Source organism: Candidatus Merdisoma sp. JLR.KK011, from assembly GCF_036941125.1.
Taxonomy (GTDB): Bacteria; Bacillota; Clostridia; order Lachnospirales; family Lachnospiraceae; genus Laedolimicola.
In genome coordinates this window covers 716361-735783 of the sequence record NZ_JAYWSZ010000003.1, presented here as the reverse complement: position 1 = coordinate 735783, position 19423 = coordinate 716361, and the positions used below count along the sequence as shown (strand labels likewise).

The 19423-nt window shown below is 48.4% G+C and carries 15 protein-coding genes; 6 read left to right on the top strand and 9 right to left on the bottom strand.

Features of this window, described 5'->3' with window-relative positions; translation table 11 throughout:
- Positions 1-8 precede the first annotated feature (8 nt).
- From mutS to VV089_RS04355, 7 genes are all read right to left on the bottom strand, one after another.
- A complete protein-coding gene (mutS, locus tag VV089_RS04385; RefSeq protein ID WP_334335081.1) occupies positions 9-2615 on the bottom strand; it encodes a DNA mismatch repair protein MutS in 2607 nt (868 codons plus the stop codon).
- 46 nt (positions 2616-2661) lie between these two features.
- Entirely contained in the window at positions 2662-2892 is a 231-nt protein-coding gene (locus VV089_RS04380) for a PF20097 family protein (protein ID WP_172541280.1), read from the bottom strand.
- Between the two features lie 41 nt (positions 2893-2933).
- Positions 2934-4682, bottom strand: a complete 1749-nt coding sequence (gene pyk, locus VV089_RS04375; protein WP_334335080.1) for a pyruvate kinase — start codon at positions 4680-4682, stop codon at positions 2934-2936.
- A gap of 64 nt (positions 4683-4746) precedes the next feature.
- A complete protein-coding gene (locus VV089_RS04370) occupies positions 4747-5460 on the bottom strand; it encodes an RNA ligase family protein (protein WP_172541278.1) in 714 nt (237 codons plus the stop codon).
- Complete coding sequence (locus tag VV089_RS04365) at positions 5461-5970, bottom strand: hypothetical protein (RefSeq protein ID WP_172541277.1); 510 nt, start codon at positions 5968-5970, stop codon at positions 5461-5463.
- Positions 5971-5978: 8 nt separating this feature from the next.
- Positions 5979-7376, bottom strand: coding sequence for a DUF3696 domain-containing protein (locus VV089_RS04360; protein WP_172541276.1), 1398 nt, complete (start codon positions 7374-7376; stop codon positions 5979-5981).
- Positions 7377-7641: 265 nt separating this feature from the next.
- Positions 7642-8541: a PHP domain-containing protein gene (locus VV089_RS04355; RefSeq protein ID WP_334335079.1), complete on the bottom strand. Its 900-nt coding sequence runs from the start codon at positions 8539-8541 to the stop codon at positions 7642-7644.
- A gap of 205 nt (positions 8542-8746) precedes the next feature.
- Here VV089_RS04355 and VV089_RS04350 point away from each other — a divergent pair, with 205 nt between their 5' ends.
- Both VV089_RS04350 and VV089_RS04345 read left to right on the top strand, forming a co-directional pair.
- Positions 8747-8932 (top strand): helix-turn-helix transcriptional regulator, encoded by a 186-nt coding sequence (locus tag VV089_RS04350; protein ID WP_334336205.1) that lies wholly within the window; start codon positions 8747-8749, stop codon positions 8930-8932.
- A 33-nt stretch (positions 8933-8965) separates the two neighbouring features.
- Positions 8966-10102, top strand: a complete 1137-nt coding sequence (locus VV089_RS04345) for a hypothetical protein (RefSeq protein ID WP_334335078.1) — start codon at positions 8966-8968, stop codon at positions 10100-10102.
- Positions 10103-10149: 47 nt separating this feature from the next.
- Here the strand turns inward: VV089_RS04345 and VV089_RS04340 are convergent, their stop codons facing one another.
- Positions 10150-11418 (bottom strand): diaminopimelate decarboxylase, encoded by a 1269-nt coding sequence (locus tag VV089_RS04340; protein ID WP_334335077.1) that lies wholly within the window; start codon positions 11416-11418, stop codon positions 10150-10152.
- Positions 11419-11667: 249 nt separating this feature from the next.
- Here VV089_RS04340 and VV089_RS04335 point away from each other — a divergent pair, with 249 nt between their 5' ends.
- Positions 11668-12513, top strand: a complete 846-nt coding sequence (locus VV089_RS04335) for a LysR family transcriptional regulator (RefSeq protein ID WP_334335076.1) — start codon at positions 11668-11670, stop codon at positions 12511-12513.
- Between the two features lie 159 nt (positions 12514-12672).
- Positions 12673-13539 carry a VanW family protein gene (locus VV089_RS04330; protein ID WP_172471401.1) on the top strand — a complete coding sequence of 289 codons (867 nt, stop codon included), beginning with the start codon at positions 12673-12675 and terminating at the stop codon, positions 13537-13539.
- 118 nt (positions 13540-13657) lie between these two features.
- Here the strand turns inward: VV089_RS04330 and VV089_RS04325 are convergent, their stop codons facing one another.
- A complete protein-coding gene (locus VV089_RS04325; RefSeq protein ID WP_334335075.1) occupies positions 13658-16639 on the bottom strand; it encodes a hybrid sensor histidine kinase/response regulator in 2982 nt (993 codons plus the stop codon).
- Between the two features lie 274 nt (positions 16640-16913).
- On the opposite strand from VV089_RS04325, the gene VV089_RS04320 reads away from it, so the two are divergent.
- Together VV089_RS04320 and VV089_RS04315 are read left to right on the top strand one after the other, a co-directional pair.
- On the top strand, positions 16914-17123 hold the full coding sequence (locus tag VV089_RS04320) for a DUF378 domain-containing protein (protein WP_172541270.1): 210 nt from the start codon (positions 16914-16916) through the stop codon (positions 17121-17123).
- Positions 17124-17376: 253 nt separating this feature from the next.
- Complete coding sequence (locus VV089_RS04315) at positions 17377-19356, top strand: DUF2142 domain-containing protein (protein WP_334335074.1); 1980 nt, start codon at positions 17377-17379, stop codon at positions 19354-19356.
- Positions 19357-19423 lie beyond the last annotated feature (67 nt).

The following is a 19423-nucleotide window of genomic DNA, read 5'->3' as shown; positions in this document are numbered from 1 at the left end:
AGAATCCCTTACCACCGATTCTTAATCTTATTCTGCAGCCGGTACATGATGTTGAGTGCGTCCAGCGGCGTTATATTGCTCAGATCCATCTCCCGGAGCTCTGTGATGATATCGTCGTCCTTCACGGTATCAAAGAGAGATATCTGCTCCATCTCCATCTCCATTTCTACGGGAACTGCCTTGGGCTTTAGGGAAATATCCGCCTGCGCCAGTTCCTCCGCCAGCTCCTTGGCCCGGGCAATCACCGGATCCGGCACGCCGGCCAGCTTCGCCACCTGGATGCCGTAGCTTTTGTCTGCTCCTCCCTTCACGATTTTCCGCAGGAACACAATATCATCGCCCTTTTCCTTTACGGCAATGCAGTAATTGTTCACCCCGGCCAGGGAGCCCTCAAGCTCCGTCAGCTCGTGATAGTGGGTGGCAAACAAGGTCTTTGCTCCCAGGATACGAGGATTGCTGATATACTCAATCACTGCCCAGGCAATGGCCAGCCCGTCAAAGGTACTGGTTCCCCGGCCAATCTCATCCAGGATCAAAAGGCTGCCGGCTGTGGCATTCCGCAGAATATTGGCGACCTCAGTCATTTCCACCATAAAGGTACTCTGGCCGGAGGCCAAATCATCCGAGGCTCCCACACGGGTAAAAATCCGATCTACAATGCCAATCTTCCCGCTTTGTGCCGGAATAAAGCTGCCAATCTGGGCCATCAGTACAATGAGGGCCGTCTGGCGCATATAAGTAGATTTTCCGGCCATATTGGGCCCTGTGATAACGGAAATCCGCCTGCTGCCGTTGTCCAGGTATGTATCGTTGGGAATGAACATATCATGCTCAATCATTTTCTCCACCACCGGATGGCGGCCGCCCTTGATGTCAATGATGCCCTTGTCATTCATCTTCGGGCGCACAAAGCCGTTGCGCTCCGCCACAAAAGCAAGGGAAGCGAACACATCTATCTGGGCCACGGCCTTTGCCGTCCTCTGAATCCGAAGAACCTGGGAGGCGATTGCTTCCCGAAGCTCCACAAAGAGGCTGTATTCCAGGGCGGTAAGCTTTTCCTCCGCTCCCAGGATGGTATCCTCCAGCTCCTTAAGCTCCGGCGTAATATAACGCTCCGCATTGGTCAAGGTCTGCTTGCGCATATAGTAATCGGGAACCATGTCTTTGTAGGAGTTGGTTACCTCCAGGTAATAACCGAATACCTTGTTGAATTTGATTTTCAGATTCTTGATGCCGGTCTTTTCCCGTTCATCGGCCTCCACCTTGGCCAGCCAGCTTTTGCCCTCTGTCTTGGCCTTCCGGTAGCGGTCCACATCCTCATTGCAGCCGTCCCGGATAATGTCGCCGTCCCGGACGGAAATGGGCGGATCCTCCCGGATCGTCCGGGCTATCAGCGCCTGAAGATCCGACAGCTCATCCAGTTCTTCCCAGAGAGTCCGAAGAAGCGGAGACTGAAAATCCTCCATCAGTGTTTTAATATGAGGCAGCATTTCCAGAGATGAGCAAAATGCCGTCAAATCTCTGGGATTTGCCGTCTGGTAGCTGATGCGGCCGATGAGGCGCTCCAGATCGTAGATGGGATTCAGATACTCCCGAAGCTCCTCCCTGGTAATCACATGGGCATTCAGCTCCGCAATGGCCTCATGGCGGCTCTCAATCTCTCCCCGGTCAATCAGAGGCTGTTCCACCATAGTACGCAGGGTTCTGGCTCCCATGGCCGTCTTGGTTTTGTCAAGAACCCACAGGAGGGAACCCCTCTTCTGCTTTTCCCTTAAGGTTTCCACCAGCTCCAGGTTTCTGCGGCTGGAGCTGTCGATAATCATGTATTTTCCGATGGTGTAGGGCTGCAGGCGCGTCATGTGGGACAGGGAATTCTTCTGGGTTTCGTAGAGATATTTGAGAAGGGTTCCAGCCGCAATGGTGCCGCAGCTTAAGTCCCTTAAGCCCAGCCCTGCAAGATCCGACACTCCAAAGTGATCCAGAAGCGTGCGCCTGCACAGCTCATCGTCAAAATACCAAGCCTCCAATGGGTACAAAGCGATGTTCAGGCGGAACTTAAGGTCGTCCAAGTCTGCGCCGCTCATGGTAAACGCCTCGTTGCACACAATTTCCGAAGGGGTGAATTTGTTGATCTCGTCTAAAAGCTTCCGCTCGGAATCCACCTCAGTGACAAAATAGTCCCCGGTGGTGATATCTGCTGTGGAGATACCATAGCGGTCGGAAAGGTAGACGATGCACATAAGGTAATTGTTTTTCGTCTCGTCCGCTGTATTCAGGTTGGTGCCTGGGGTTACGATCCGCACCACATCCCGGGCTACCAGGCCCTTGGCTGTCTTTGGATCCTCCACCTGCTCACAGATGGCTACCTTATAGCCCTTGGATACCAGACGGTTCAGATATCCCTCCACAGCATGATAAGGAACGCCGCACATAGGTGCGCGTTCCTCAAGGCCGCAGCTCTTTCCGGTGAGGGTCAGTTCCAACTCCTTCGACACGGTGAGCGCATCGTCAAAAAACATTTCGTAAAAATCGCCCAGGCGATAAAATAAGATACAGTCCTTGTACTGCTCCTTTGTCTTTAGGTACTGCTGCATCATGGGTGTCATTTCCGCCATGAATTTTCTCCTATTCCAGTTTTATTTCAGTTCCGTATCCTCGGCACTACTCTAAGTTGTTTTCATATGCCGAGGTATCTATGATGAGCCGTTTGCACTTGGGGCAGCAGTCGCTCTCTATATAGTTGCCAGATACCATTGGCAGTTTCACACGAAAGGCATACTGTTCATTCTTGCCCGGAAGTATGCTCACCTTATGCTTTTTGGTACTCCAAAGAGCTGTGCCGCACTGTAGATACCCCTTTATCATCTCTGCCTTGCAAAACGGGCACTCCATTGCTTACCCTCCATAATTCTCCTGAAATATCGATTATCTTTTTACCGGTTGCTTGACACGGCGCCTGTCTCTGCGTCCACGGAAACCACGGCTCCGCTTTTTAGGATATCTACCGCATTTTCCGCCCCCACAATCACCGGAATATCCAGCGTCAATCCCACAATAGCCCCGTGGGAATTGCCGCCCTCTTTTTCGGTTACAAGAGCCAGGGCCGTCTTAAGCTCCGGCATCATCTCATTGGTGGTCTCCGGCACCACGATAATATCTCCGGCATGGTAATTTTTCTTCAATTCTTCCGCATCTCTTGCCACACACAAGGGGCCGCATGCTTTTTTCCGGGTAATTCCCTGTCCGGTAACAAGAATCCGGCCTGCCACCTGCACCTTAATCAGATTGGTGGTTCCGGTAATGCCAAGAGGAACGCCTGCCGTCAATACGGTCAAGTCGCCTCTTGATACCAGTCCGGCATGCTCGGCAGCCTCCACCGCCCGGTTAAACAATGTCTCCGCATTGTCCTCACGCTCCAGAAGCAGAGGCTCCACGCCCCAGTAGAGGTTGAGCTGGCGGCACACATAATCATCCATACAACAGCCGATGATCGTGCAGCTTGGACGGTAACGGGAAATCATACCCACCGTTCTGCCTGATTTTGACACGGTAATAATGGCCGCCGCCTTCAGATCCGCCGCCGTGGTACAGGTGGCGTGTGACACGGCGTTGGTGATATCAGGCTTATCCATAATGCTCCGACGTTTGAAGCGGTAATCATAATCAATGTCTTCCTCGGTTCGAACGGCGATCCGATCCATCGTCTTAACCGCCTCCACCGGATACTGGCCGGAGGCCGTCTCGCCAGAAAGCATAATTGCCCCTGTCCCCTGGTAAATGGCGTTGGACACGTCGCTGGTCTCCGCCCGTGTAGGCCGCGGATTCTTCATCATAGAATCCAGCATCTGGGTGGCCGTAATCACCGGTTTTCCAATCTCCAGACTCTTTAAAATCAGCTTTTTCTGGATGACCGGCACCTCTTCCAAGGGAATTTCCACACCCATATCGCCTCTGGCAATCATAATTCCGTCAGATACGCGCAAAATCTCGTCAATGTTTTCCACGCCCTGGAGGTTTTCAATCTTGGCTATGATCTTGATGTGATCGCAGCTCTTCTCATCCAGGATTTTCCGAATTTCCAGAATATCCTCTCCGCTTCTGGTAAAGGAAGCCGCGATAAAGTCAAAGCCCTCCTCAATTCCGAATATAATATCGTCATAGTCTTTTTCACTGATAAAGGGCATATTCAGATTGACGCCGGGTACGTTGATTCCCTTTTTATTGGAAATGAAACCGCCGTTCATTACGGTACAGTAAATGTCTTTTTCCGTCACCTGATTGACTTCAAGCTCTATCAGGCCGTCGTCAATGAGAATCGCATCTCCTTCCTTCACGTCCTTTACCAGATCCCGGTAGGTAATGGACACAATGCCCTCATTTCCCAGAACCTCTTCGGTGGTCAGCACAAAGCTCTGCCCCTTTTTCAGCTCTATCTTTCCGCCCTCCACGTCACGGGTGCGGATCTCCGGCCCCTTGGTGTCTAAGAGCAGCGCAACGGGAAGCTTTAACTCCTCCCGTACCTTTTTTACCAGTTCAATTTTCCCTTTCTGCTCCTCGTATGTTCCGTGGGAAAAGTTCAGTCTTGCCACATTCATTCCGGCCAGCATCAGCTCCCGGATCATCTGCTCCGACTCGGAGGCCGGGCCTAAGGTACAGATAATTTTTGTCTTTCTTCTTCTCATATTCCTCCTTGACGCTCAATTGCGTCCTGCCTTTATCTCTTTTCTGGCTTTTTTCACCTGCTTATTATACTTCGTGAAAGGAAGCAGCGTCAAGGCTGGTTTTTGGGAAATTATGATAGCAGATTTTATTATGCCTTATTTGTTTTTTTGACCAATGTTCCTCTATTCTCTGCTGAAAATCCTCCCGTACAAGCTTTGCTCTGTATTTTAAGAACTCTCCTTCATCCTGCCTTAAATAAATACCCTCACAGTAACTGCTGCTATACTGTGATTTTCCAAAAAAACCTTTTAACTGTTCTATTTTAAATATGCCCTGCCCAAGCGCAGGCACAAAACAAATGCCTATCTGCTTCATAATCTGATTTCTGTTTTTAACAGACAAAAATCTATAACTCTTTTTATCAAAAACATCAAAACCAACAAACCAATCCGGTAAAGAATCATAATATATGGAGTGTGTAACATAGCACCATTCTCCGAAAAGTATATATCTGTCTGCCAGATATTCAAACATAGCTTCCTCATATTTTTCAACCCATTTTTCCAATATGGCCCATTGTCCCTCCAGTGGGGGATACAAAATGGATCCTCTGTTTTGAAATAGAAGCTTTCCATCCCCGCCAAATGAAATACCCAGGTTCGCACCATCTATTTTTTCTTCAACATACACTTCCTGGCTTAATAGCTGTTCCACTTTTTTTCCGGAAAGAATTTTATCTTTCCTCACTTTGTCTTTCTTTGATTCTATATAAGGAGTAGATGGAAATTTAAAAAACATTTAACGCCTCTTATTCCTAATCTTTTTATTATATTTACTATTCGCATAATTCATATCCAAAAATCTGATATGTATTCCATATTTTTTGAATTTCTCTGCAAATCCGAGCCATTTACCATCCGCAGCCTGTATAAGCGGCGGTTTTTCATTGTGGCTTAAAGCTAACGCTATAAATTTACGATCGGCATGATCAAATTCCTCCAACTCCTTATCTTTTGGAAATGCTGTATATTCACCGCCCGTTCTTTCTAATTTGACCATATCATTTATTACATCCATTTGATTTACATATGTGTACAACCATCTAAAAAATTGTTTACCTATATCAGTTTTTTTAACTCTTTTTCTATATTCGCCCAGTATCTCCCAATCCATATCCAGAACCAGCTTAGACGACGGATTATTTATTAGGTCATGAATAAATTCAATGCATGCGCCTGCCATCTCTAATTCCTCTGCCTTACATTCCGACAGAGGCTCAGAAGCCTTAACAGGTACATTGGTATCCATGATACATTTCATCCTTGTAACCTATCCCTTTCCTCCATTTTCCTTGCAATGGTGTGTTGTGCCTGCTGATAGATATCTTCTTCCATATCTCCAAAGAAATCTTCCGGCCAGTTTTCTATATTTCCATATTCATCTACACGAAGCTGCTCAAGTGTAGACGGATCCGTATTATTATTTGCAAAATACGCCTTAACCTGTTCTTTGGTAAGCTTTTTTTCTGCCATTCTTCTTTGCAGCCTCCTTAGCAAATGTTCTGAATGGGTCTCTAATATCACTTGAATATTTCTTTTTTCCCCGTTCTCGGACATCCCGATTGCATCAATTATGACATCTGCCAATCTTGCTTGTGCTGCAGGATGCAAATGGATTTCCGGCTGTTCTATAAATATAATGGAATTTTTAGGTGCGTAAAAAAGCTCAACAATAACCGGAAGTACCTGTGAAATGCCAAAACCCACATCCGGAATGTTTACATAGCTGTCAGAGCCTTGAACCTGAACTTTCACATCATATTCCTGGCGGCTCCCAATTTTTTCTATAATAAAATCTGATATGAGTCCCATACTTTTCAACTCTTTTGCAACAATATTTAAAAACGGCTTTTTCTGACAATATTTGAAATTCAGCATCCGCCCGTCATTTTTTGATGATAAAATAGCTGCAATTGCATTGCTGCCGTCATCTCCAACACTTTCCGGACTAACTCCGCTCCAGGTATAGATTCTTTGTGCCTTTCTTCTCATCGGGCCCAGATAATAAAGCTTAGAAAACAAATTTTCATGATGCAGATTTAAATCCTGTAAAAAGGCTGCATTTTGATAATATGCCGTAGCTGCATCTGGAAATCCATAAAATCTTACTGGTTCCGGCAATGGCCAGGAGCGTCCTCGTTTCTTTTTTAATTCATACCCCGTGCTTTCTAGTTCATATTCATGAACCCTTTCTTTTCCAGAATTTATCATTGCATAATCGGCGATGATTTTTTCATTATCAAATAAGCGATAGCAAATCCTGTCAGCCTGCAGCAGCTGTGTTTCTTTACTCTCCACATTGACTACACCTGCAAAACAGATTTTGTTGTATAAAATCTGTTTCTTCATCTCTTCATCAAGAGAAAATTTCCCTGGCAAATCCCATGTATAAGCAAACCGTATACTGCTTTCCAAATCATGTTTGTGGAAAATATCATACGGGGTTCCCAAGCTCACTGAGCTTTTTTCTCCATCCAGGTATAAAACTGTTTTTCGATCCGGCTGTTGTATCGTTTGTTTTAACATTACTAAAAATTGCCCTATGCTGGATTTACCGGAACTATTGCTGCCAAAAAAGACTGTAATCTGCGCCAATTCAATGGATTTGGTATCTTTCCAGCCTTTAAATCCTGCAATTCGTAATTCTTTTAACATTCCTACAGTTCTCCTCTCAAACACCAAGATGGCTTTTTAAAATACAATACTTGCCTTTTACCTATAAAAATCCAATAAAGTTCTCTCACCTTTGACCTTCCGGACATGCACTTCGTAAACAATGTAACACAATTTACGAAAAATGGCAAATTATCAACCCTCTAAGCATACAATCAATTTCCAGTCATATCATGCAAAAAAGCAGCAAATCTTTTTGATCTACTGCTTTTATAGCCTTTCTACCTGCACAAACCAATCCGCCTGCTTACCGGGCCTTCTCAAGGAGCCGCGCCAGCACCTGGTCCAATTCTTCCCTGGGTATGCCGCATCCATGCCCTCCCAGGGAAATGGACGGCTTCGTCTTTCCGTGGTAGTCGCTGCCGCAGGTGTAGAACAAGCCGCAGGCCTTTGCCTGCTCCATGCGTTCCTTACACTGCTCTGGGGTGTGGTAGCTGCTGAAAGCTTCCATCCCGTCGATTCCCAGGGATACGATTCCCTCAAGAAGCTGTTCCTTTCCCTTTAGATTGACACAAGGGTGGGCCAGAACTGCAAGGCCGTTGTTTTGGTGGATGATATCGACAATATCTTTCATATCCGGGAATTCAATGTGTGCATAGCAGGGTTTTCCCTGGGCGTAAAAATCCCAGTAAAAATTCACCAGGGCATTGACGGAGCGGCTGCCTCCCTCCCGGTAAGGAAGAAGCATGGGGTGATCCTGGTATTCCGGCTTTGCAAGAAGGATCTCAGCAAACATTTCCCCTGTCCAGGAATCCGGCCAGAGGCTTTTCCCGGACAGTCTGTTAAGCTCCTCTTCCTCCACCCAAAAGCCCAGCTCCCTGGTCTTGGCAAGCATAATTTCGGAGGCTTCCCGGACTTGGGAGCGGATGTTTTCCTCTACTTTGGCAAAATCCGGAGAGGCGTCGTCGATGCCGTATCCCAGCATATGAAAATCTGCGCCCTCGTATGTACAGTCAATCTCAATGCCGGTAATGTAACGGACTCCCCGTTTTCTTGCGGTCTCTTCGGCCTCTCTGTTCGCTTTGGCGCTGTTGTGATCCGTCACCGCCATCACCTCCACGCCGCAGGCTGCGCATTGCTCTGCCAGCTCCTGCGGCGTAAATTGTCCGTCATCGCTGTAGATGCTGTGCATATGTAAATCAATCATTAATAAGTCCTCCTATTAAAAGTCGCTGCGCGACAGCACGAAAGGGTAAAGCTGCTTCGACACACCAGTAATGAATTTAAGTACGCAAGTTCGCTCTGCTCCGGCCCAGTAACCATTTCCTGACCACTAACAGAATACCACCGTTTATTGCTTGATACAATATAATTTCCGACGTATAATATAATAAAATCGACCAAAGGGAGGTATACCCATACAGTATCCTTTGAAATACCGGGTGATGCAGGGAGCGGATCTGCTTTTACGGGAAGGCAGTACAAGCATTTCCCAGATTGCCCTTCTGTCCGGCTTTGACAGCCCCAGCCACTTTTCCAAGATGTTCCGGCGGTTTTATGACTGTTCGCCGAAGGAATACCGGAATGCCTGTCTGTAACCTGCTGTTTTACTGATTACGGAGTGTGTGAGAATGAAAAAATATACTTATCTTCTGCTGTGCTTTTTGCTGTTACTGGGTGCCTGCGGAAAAAAAGAAAGAGAACTGCCAGAGGAAACACCAAGATATGACACCGAGGAACCGGTTCTGGACGGGGATATGTCTGACGGGGAACAAGCCCCGGCAAAGCCTATGAGCCTGTCTGACATGCTGGAGGACATTACGGAGGCTTTTGACGACAGCGATCCCGCTGTCTGGTACCGCCACTATCATAACCGTTCCATTGTTTATGAAAACGGCTTCACTTACCGCATTTTTTCAGACGGCATCTACCGCCGGGCGGCAGGAAGCAGTCAGTGGGACGCCCTTTATCAAGGAGAAATGTCACGGGGCCATGCATTGGGAAAATACAAAGAATTCCTTTATTTTACCCTCAATCGCGAGGGCGCGGATCCAAAAGAGCACTTTGTGCCGCAGACGCTGTGGCAGTTAAATCTGGACACCCTGGAATCCAGGGAAATCGGAAATATGGTTGAGGATCTCCCTTATATCTTCAGCATCTATAACGGGAACCTCTACATCGGCTCTTCTTTGTTCGGCGCGCTTCGCTACGACGTTTATCCTCTGGACAGCCAGGGAATGCCTGGTGAAAAAATGGATGAGGCTTCCCCGGATTTTATCTGTGCAGAGCAAAACGCATTTTCTCTGGAAGAGGAGGTTCTCCCCATTCCCGACTGTGCTGCTATGCTGAACGGATACTTTATTACAAAAAAGATTCACACGGAGGCTGCCGCTCATTTTTATCTGACGAATTCCGCCACCAAAGAACAGCAGCTTTTATTTGACGCTTATGACATCTTGGCGGTTACTCCTACCGGCATTTACTATTACGGAGATGGAACTCAGATAGATACGTTTCATTACTATTCTTTCCTCCAGAAGGAAGCCCTCTCCTTTTTGAATGTAGAGATTTTCTACGACAGCTTCTATCTCCTTACCTACGATCGGGCATGGCTCTATTTTTACGACCACAGCCATATTATGCGTATGTCACGGAGTACGGGAGAAACCGAGATCTTTCTGCACACGGTTCCCGAGAATCTTAACAGCAGTTACTGTGCCGTTGATCCGGAATACTTTTACCTGGATGATGAAATGATCCCTCTGTGAACCAGAAGGCGTATCTGTATTAAGTGACCGCCCAGCATCAAAATCCCCTACACTAAGTCTTTTAAAATATCAAAACAGTCAAAGGTGGCAAAGTAATCCTTCGGTGTCTCCGCCCGGCGGATCAGCTGAACACTTCCATCCTCCCGAAGCAGCAGCTCCGCGGATTTCAGCTTCCCGTTGTAATTGTATCCCATGGCGAATCCATGTGCACCCGTGTCGTGAATCACCAGAAGATCCCCCTTGTCAATCTTCGGCAGTTCCCGGTCAACGGCAAATTTATCATTGTTTTCACAGAGAGAGCCTGTCACGTCATACACATGATCCAGAGGCTCTTTTTCCTTTCCCATCACGGTTATATGATGATAAGCCCCATACATAGCCGGGCGCATCAGATTCACCGCACAGGCGTCACAGCCGATATACTCCTTGTGGGTATGCTTCTCGTGAATCGCCTTCGTTACCAGGCAGCCGTAGGGCCCCATCATAAAGCGGCCAAGCTCCGTGTAAATAGCCACGTCTCCCATGCCTGCCGGAACCAGTACTTCCTCGTATACCTTCCGCACGCCCTCGCCGATGGCCCGGATATCATTTGCCTCCTGCTCGGGACGGTAGGGAATCCCCACGCCTCCGGACAGATTGATAAAGCGGATGTCTGCCCCGGTCTCCTTTTTAAGCTCCGCCGCCACCTCAAAGAGCACCTTGGCCAGCATGGGATAATACTCATTGGTCACTGTATTGCTTGCCAGAAATGCGTGGAGGCCGAAACGCTTTGCCCCTTTTTTCTGAAGCACCCGGTAAGCGTCAAAAAGCTGCTCCTTGGTCATGCCGTATTTGGAATCTCCGGGATTGTCCATAATGTCGTTGCTGATCTGGAACACGCCGCCGGGATTGTAACGGCAGCTGATGGTTTCCGGAATGTACCCAAGGGTCTGCTCCAGAAAGTCAATGTGGGTGTAATCGTCCAGATTGATGAGTGCTCCAAGCTTTGCCGCATAGGCAAATTCTTCCGCCGGCGTGTCATTGGAGGAAAACATAATATCCCCGCCCCTTACGCCGATGGCATCGGAAAGCATCAGCTCTGTCATGGAGGAACAGTCGCAGCCGCAGCCATAGTCCTTTAGGATCTCAATCAGATAGGGATTGGGGGTGGCCTTTACTGCAAAATATTCCTTATAGCCCGGATTCCAGGCAAATGCCTCCTTTAAGGCTTTCGCGTTTTCCCGGATGCCCTTCTCGTCATAAAGGTAAAAGGGAGTCGGGTAGGTCTTTGTTATCTCCTGTAACTGTTCCAGTGTCACAAAGGGTTCTTTTTTCATCGGTATGCTCCTTCTGTTCAAAATTTCTTATAGCAAGCCCTTGCTCTGCTTATTTTGTTACCGTTCACTCCGTGCCCGGTAACTTTATTTTTTTCTTATTTTTATCCTTGACTATTATAACCATAAAGCCTATGATTTGTATATCAAATAATTTTGATTATAATAATTCGATTTTCAAATGATTATTTTAAAATTCCGCAGCCCGCTCCGCAGCCCGCTGCTCACGGAAATACCAAGAAGGAGACGCCCATGGACACGCAGAATCTACGAACCTTTCTCACTCTTGCCAATGTGAAGAATTTTACCCAGACTGCCAATCTTCTCTACGTTGCCCAGTCCACAGTCACCAACCGGATTGCAGAGCTGGAAAAAGAAGTAGGAAGGAAGCTTTTTGTCCGGAATAAAAAAAAGCTCTCCCTGACACGGGAAGGCATTCTATTCCAGGATTATGCAAGACGCATTGTAGATCTGGAGGAAATGTCTATTCGTGAAATGAATTCCCAGGCATTTTCCCGTGCTTCCCTGCGCATCGGAACCACCAACACCATCTACGAGTGCCACCTTGCCCCGATACTGACCCGGATGCTGAAGGAAAATACAGACTATGCCATGAATGTGATCATCAGCCACTCCGTCAATCTTCTGCAGATGCTCCAGGACGGGCTTCTGGATCTGACCTTCACCTACGAGCCCCTGTCCCGGTCCGGCTTCTGCTGCCGCAGGTTCCGCACCGATGAGCTTTTGCTTGTCACCTCCGCTGAGCATGCTCACTACCGGAAGGGGATCCGCAAAGAGGAGCTTCCCAGTCTTAATTATCTCTTCTGCAACTTTGCACTCCAGGAGGTAGGCCAGTTTATCCGGGAGCTGTTTCCGCCCTTTTACCAGTTTCCCTTTGAGATTGACAACAGCACCAAGCTCATCTCCTATCTTCTGGATGGGATTGGCTGCAGCTTCCTGCCCTCCAGCCTGGTAAAGCCTTATCTGGAAGCGGGCTCCCTGACAGTCATACCCCTTTTGGACTTTGAGGCGCCCCGGATCAATGGGTATCAGTGCTGGCCGGAGGGAAAAGACGCAGCCTTTTATTTATATCCCTAAAGTTACTGTTCACGGAGCAAGCAGTAACTCTGTAAAAATTGTGCCATGTTACTAAGTCTGATTTCGCTTCCGTTCTCATCCGGATTGTGCTATAATTCAATTCAGAGAGAGATGCCTTGATACGATGACCTCAATCTTAAATCTAATTGGAGGAAAAAAATGAAACGGAAAACAAGCATTTTTATTTCAATGATTCTGTGTTTCTGCCTGCTGTGGGGAAGCGGAACACCTGTCAAAGCAGCGCCGGCTGCGCTTACCAGTCTGACCTTTGATGCGGATTATTACTACAATACGTATCCGGATCTGCAGGCCGCCCTGGGGTATGACTACAACAGCCTGTACCAGCATTACCTTACTTCCGGACTTGCGGAAGGCCGTTCCGGCAGCGCAGAATTCAACTGTCTGGTATATCGGAACAATTATCCGGATCTGCAGGCTGCCTTTGGGAATGATTACCGGGCCTACTGCGTCCACTATGAAACCTACGGAAAGGCTGAGGGCAGAAGCGCCTCAGGCGACGGCATGGCCCTTGCCCCCGCAGGCGCAAAAGACAATACGGCTGCTTCTGCGGAAGCGCCGGAAAACACACTTCTTGGCAGCTACGCCACCGCTTACAATCCGAACATCTCACGGGCAGTAAACATCGCACTTGCGGCATCCAGAATCAACGGCGTTGTCATTCAGCCTGGAGACAGCTTTTCCTTCAATCATACAATCCTGCCGAGAACTGCCGCTAACGGCTATGTGGAAGCCAACGTAATCGTGAACAAAAAGTACGTTCCTGGAACAGGAGGCGGCATCTGCCAGGTTTCCTCTACGCTGTACGCCGCTATGCTGACTGCAGGCCTTCCGGCTACCGAACGTCATCCCCATTCTCTCAACGTAGGTTATATTCCCGAGGGAATGGATGCAACCATCTCCGGCAATGCGCTGGATCTCCGGTTTACGAATATTTTTGACGATCCCATTCAGATCCAGGCATCCGCAGATCAAGGTACTTTAACTATATCGATCTATAAGCTATAGTCAAGCGTGGAAATTGTGAGACAATGCATCAAGGCAGCTATAAAATAAAGCTGTCAGGAAACCGACAGCTTCAAAAACGAGGAGATATGATTTTAATAAATCATATCTCCTCTGCTCTTTACTGAATCCATTTTTTCAACGCAGCTTCCAACTTCTCAATATCCACCGGCTTCGAAATATGCCCGTTCATTCCGGACTCCTCTGCTTTACGGATATCGTCCGCAAAAGCATCCGCTGTCATAGCAATAATTGGAATCTTCTTCAAGTCCTCCCTGTCGGAAGCCCGGATGGCCTTCGCCGCCTCATACCCGTTCATCACCGGCATCTGAATATCCATGAAGATCAAGTCAAAATATCCCGGCTCATGCTCCTGCACGCACTGCACCGCAAGCTCCCCATTAAGCGCCTGCTCCACCTGAATGCCGACCACATCCAAAAGCTCTGTGGCAACCTCAATATTCAACTCGTTATCCTCCACCAGAAGCACCCGTTTTCCGGAGAAATCCTCCTGCTGGAAGGCCTCAAGGGCCGTAATCTCCTTCTCCTCACTGCCAAAGCCAAGAACCTCTTTCAGCACCCTGGTCAGCCTGGACTTAAACAGCGGCTTTTCAATAAAGGCATCCACACCGGCTTCTAAAGCCTCCGCCTCAATATCCGACCAGTCATAGGCGGAGAGAATAATAATCGGAATCTCGTCCCCTACCACGCTGCGAATCTCTTTTGCCGTATCCACGCCGTCCTTTTTTGGCATATTCCAGTCGAGAATCACCACCGAGAAGTCTTTTCCTGCTTCCCTGGCCTCCACAATCCGCTTTACGGCTGAATCTCCGTCAAGGACATACTCCGCCTCCATCTGAAGGCTCCTTAAAATATCGCAGGCGCTCTCACAGGATGCCTTTTCATCGTCCACCACAAGCACCGGAAGGGAAACAAAAGAATCCAGATCCTCCTGGGTAATGTTGTCAAACTTCAGATAAACGGTTACGGTAAACTTAGAACCCTCGCCAAGGGTACTCTCAACCTTAATATCCCCGTTCATCATCCGGGCAATATTCACCGCAATGGCCATGCCAAGGCCCGTTCCCTCGATCTTGCCGGTACGGGAATCCGCCGCCCTGGAAAAAGGCTCAAAGATCTTATCAATGTACTCCTTCGCCATACCGATGCCTGTATCCTCAAAGGTGAATTCATAGCATCCGCTGCCTTCGATATGAGAAGGCTTTTCCTCAATGTGGATACTGATCCGGCCGCCCACAGGCGTAAACTTAATGGCGTTCCCCATAATATTCATAAAGATCTGCTGCAGACGCTGCTCGTCTCCCACCACATCCTCATGTTCAAGCTTTGCAATACTGGCGCCAAGCTCCAGGTTCTTGGCCTCCATCTGGGTATGAAACACCGTCATCAGACTTTCAATGGTATCCGACAGGTTAAAGGAGCTTTCCGTAAGGCTGACCTTTCCGCTCTCAATGCGGCTCATGTCCAGAACCTCGTTAATCAATCCCAGAAGATGCTTGCTGGAAAGGGTAATCTTGCCCAAAGCATCTATCACCCGTTCCTTTTCGTCAATGTGCATTCCGGCAACTGCCGTCATCCCCAGAATGGCATTCATAGGCGTACGGATATCGTGGCTCATCCTGGACAGGAAATCACTCTTTGCTTGATTGGCAGACTCTGCCCGTTCCGCTGCCAGCGCCAGCATTTCATTCTGCCGCTCTTCCTTGTGAATAATCTCGTCAATGCTGCGGACAGCCAGTGTAATGGCCGCAGGACCCTCCTCTCTCATCTCTGCCACAGTAATCGCCGCACAGCACCACTCAAAGTCTCCGTCGGGATCCCTCCGCCTATACCGGAACTCTACGTAATCCTCCGTCTCCAGCTGCTTTAATATATTAGACAGCTTCAGAAACTCTTCCAGCTGCTGAAGGTATTCCTCCCCGATAATCCCCGTCTCAAAACGGCTTGATACAAATTCCGTATTGTAATCGCCGCACTCGGAGGCCATGCTCCGATGGGGGTAGAGCATCTCATAGGTGCCTTTTTCCACATCAATATAGTAGATAGCCCGGTAAGCCCTTGCCGTGCCGTTCATGGCATTCTGGTAGATCCGGTTCCGATCCGCCATCTTATCCCGTTCCTCCATCAAAAGCTGGCTCCGCTTCTCATGTCTGTAATCATGGAATGCCTGGAAAATAACAAGCGCAAAGCCCAGAAAAACCAGTATAAGAATTATGTAGTTAAAAGTATCCACACCAGATAGAATCTCATCCTTTGGTATGGTTAAGATAGCAGTCCAGCCGTTGTCCATCTGATGGAAATAAACATTCCGGGTGACTCCCTCCAGAGCGATCACATTTTCCAAAACCTGGTTTTCCATCTCCCCGTCTGCAAGCTCCATAAATCCGTCCACCAGCTCCTGGAAATCCTCATATTCATAATCCAGAGGGGACTTATAATAAAGAAGCGTTCCCTCCCTGCCCAGAAGGTAATAGGCTGCGTCCTTGGGCAGCTTCATACTTTCATTGTTCCGTTCAAAACAAGAAAACATAATGTCAATAGCCAGAAAGCTTCCTGTAGAGGGAACGGCCTTGCACATCGTCACCACCGGCAGGCCTGTCACCTCGTCCGTGTAGGCGGAGGAGATATAGATGTCGCCGTCTGCTTCCATAGCGCCCTTGTAATAATCCCGTTCCTCCACATTGAAATCCTCCATGGCCTCGATCCGGGGATCATTGGATATCATCCTCGTACCGCCCATGGCTTTTCCGTAGATCTGGATATTCTCGTGCCCGTACAGATCTGTCAGCCCGTTCATAAAAGGATACAGCCCCTCCCGAAGCTCCTCCAAAGTGACATTGTCCTTCTCCCGCTCCTCCACGTATTTGACGCTGATAGTCAGAATAGACTCGCAGGTACTGATATTGCCTTCCTCTGCGGAGGAATAATTCTCCACCAGAGTTAATCCCATTTTGTTGGTATTCTCCATTAAAGAATTGCGCAGAATGTGAGTGCACAACACCACCAGACAGATAAACATGCCCAGCAGAATGATATTGTTGCGCATTTTTCTCAGTAATTGTTTCTTCTTGCTTCTACTCATCTCGATCGTTACCTTTCGGGAATTCATTCTACTTTATTACTAGGTATATTTTACATGGTGTAGAGCGGAAAAGCAATCCCCATTCAAACGCAATTAAATAAATTGTGTGAATTTACCGAAATTTTTAACGGCTTTCTTTTTTGAAATCAGCAGACTCCGGCCGGTCTTCTTTTCAAAAAATTGAGAGAATAACCCTCCGCACTTTCGGGAAAATTGATAACAGGCGCACGATCTGCCCAACAATCTGAGACAAGGATAATATGGAGGTGTTGTTGTGAATAAAACATTGGATATTCTGGCCCTCACCATCGGTATCGTCGGTGCTCTGAACTGGGGGTTGATTGGATTTTTCAACTTTAATCTCGTTCAGTTTATTTTCGGAGCCGGAGGACTGGCGCGGATTATTTATGCACTGGTAGGTATCTGTGCAGTGTACCTCTTGACCTTTTATGGAAAGACGGGTAAGGTTTCTTATGAGCAATAAGACAGTGGGCTAAAAAGGTACGGGGCTGACGGCTTATTTTGCGGCAGCCCCGTACACTTTAAGTTTTGTTTCAGGCTTTCATGCTGCCTGTTTTCTTTTCTAGATCCCTCATTCACCAGCAAAATTCCCCTTTCATTGACAACCATGTATATTTATGGCAGAATAAGTCAGTAAGCAGTCAAACCTATGCGAGACCCCCTATCGGACTTTTACGCCTGCAAACGTCCGCCATCATGGTAAGGAGCACTCAAAAATGACAGTTCAAATACAAGCATTCCATAAAAAATCCGTCTTAGCAAAGCTGAAAAAGCATCCCTGGACCGCAGCAGCTCTTGTATGCCTGCTGTTTCTTCTTTTTCCGCCTGTGGTATGTATGGAGCTTCGAATCAACTACAGCGATCCCGGCTATACAGAAGGAGAGACCTTCAAAGTCCTCACCTCCCCCCGGGAAGACACCATTCCGTTCAGCGGTCTTCAGGCAACCTATGCCCGGACAGGCCAGAGCCGCATTTATTTCCTGGACTATCTGTATCGGAAAGGAAGCTATGTGCGCCGGCTGGATCCGGCCGACACAGACAAGATTCCCCTGGTAAGCATCCGTTCTGTTGAGATCCGCTGCAACGGCATTTTGGGAGGAGTTTTGGAAGGACAGACCTTGTATGATGCCTTTACCCCCAACGAGCAGGTGGAAATGGCTCTCAGCCCGGAAGGAAATCTGGATCTTCTCATAAGCGGAAACGACTCTCAGCTCTTTCCCACCGATTCCTTCCGCCGGCTTTATGCTCACACAGCCCTCCGATATGCCAGAATCGGCATTTTGTACCTGTTCCTCTTTACGGCTGCCGTCCTTCTTCTCAGCCGGCTCTATGGAAGGCTCCGAAAAAGCCGGAAGGAGGAATGGCATCTGGATATCAGCGACGTTATTCTGTGGCTGGCTGCCGCAGGAGCTGTGTGCCTTCTGATAACGGCTGTATTTACGGGCGATCACAGAAAAAATCCGGATGAATGGGAAAGCCGGGATGCCATCCGCTACTACGTGGATCATAACCTTCCGCCGGATATCCGCAGCCCCGAGGCGCTTCCCACTGTGGGAACCTACGGAACCACCCGGCTCTCGGAGTTTAATCCTTACTACTTTTATGCCGGAAAGCTGGCCTCCGTCATTTCCTGCGTTCACAAGGAGCGCGTGTTCGGCCTGTGCCTGGGAATCGCCCTCTTCCTTTTCTGTCTGCTGAATGCCCGGAAGAACCGTTATCTGCTGGCGGCCTGCTTTCTGACGCCGCAGCTGTGGTATCTCTATGCATATGCCACCTCCGACGCCCTTGACTACCTGGTATCCGTCCTTGTGCTTTACCAGCTGGCCAATCCAAAAAGTATGCTGAACCGCCTGGTCGAGAGGGAGGTAAAGAAAACCGATATTTTCCGCATCCTGCTCCTAGGTACGATGTTTGCCCACGTATTGATGGCCAAAGCCAATTTTTACATGATTCTCATTTATGCCTTCCTGATGCTGCTGCCTCCCCTTCTGGAAGCAAAGGCGGACAGGCGGAGCGAACGGTTCAAGGCTTATCTGTGGATTCTGCTGGCGGCTCTTTGTATCTTCGGAATCCGCCTGAGCTTTGAATTTGTCCACTATGGCTTTCAGAGAAATGAGGTTATCCTGGAGGTGCAGAATGCACTGGGCGCTTATGAGCTGCGTCCCTCCACGCCGCCCCAGGAACAGGCGCCGGAATTCGCCATGTACAACAAGGGCGTTTCCTTCCTGGATTTCCTGACAAAATACAATTTCCACGGACAGCTCTTTAAATCTTCCGTGGGCGTGTACGGCGGCATGAATGTCTATGCCCACGGGTGGTATTATCCGGCTATGGCCCTCCTTTACCTCCTTCTGTATGCGGGGATTGGCGTATATGTGTGGCAAAAGGCTTCCCCTGAGTGGACGGAGGCCCTTGAAAAGGCTTCTCTCAAGGCCCAGCGCCGGAAGCGGATTGTCTGGGGACTTCTTCATGTCTCTGCCTTCGTGTCTTACCTGCTGGTGGTGTACAATGGTTTTTTTGTGGACTTTCAGCCCCAGGGACGGTATATGCTTCCGGTATTTGTTCTGGCGGCTCATGCCGCCTCCCTGGATGAGCGGATCACAAAAAGCCGGTGGTTTAACCTGCTTCTGGTGATCACAGCAGTCCTGTCCCTGTATTCCTTTGCAATGGGGATTCCGCAGCTGCGTGAGGTCTGAATAATTTAAAAAGATGCCGCAAGCCCTTTTTCTGCTTTTCCCTCTCTCATTTTGTCTTGTTTACAAA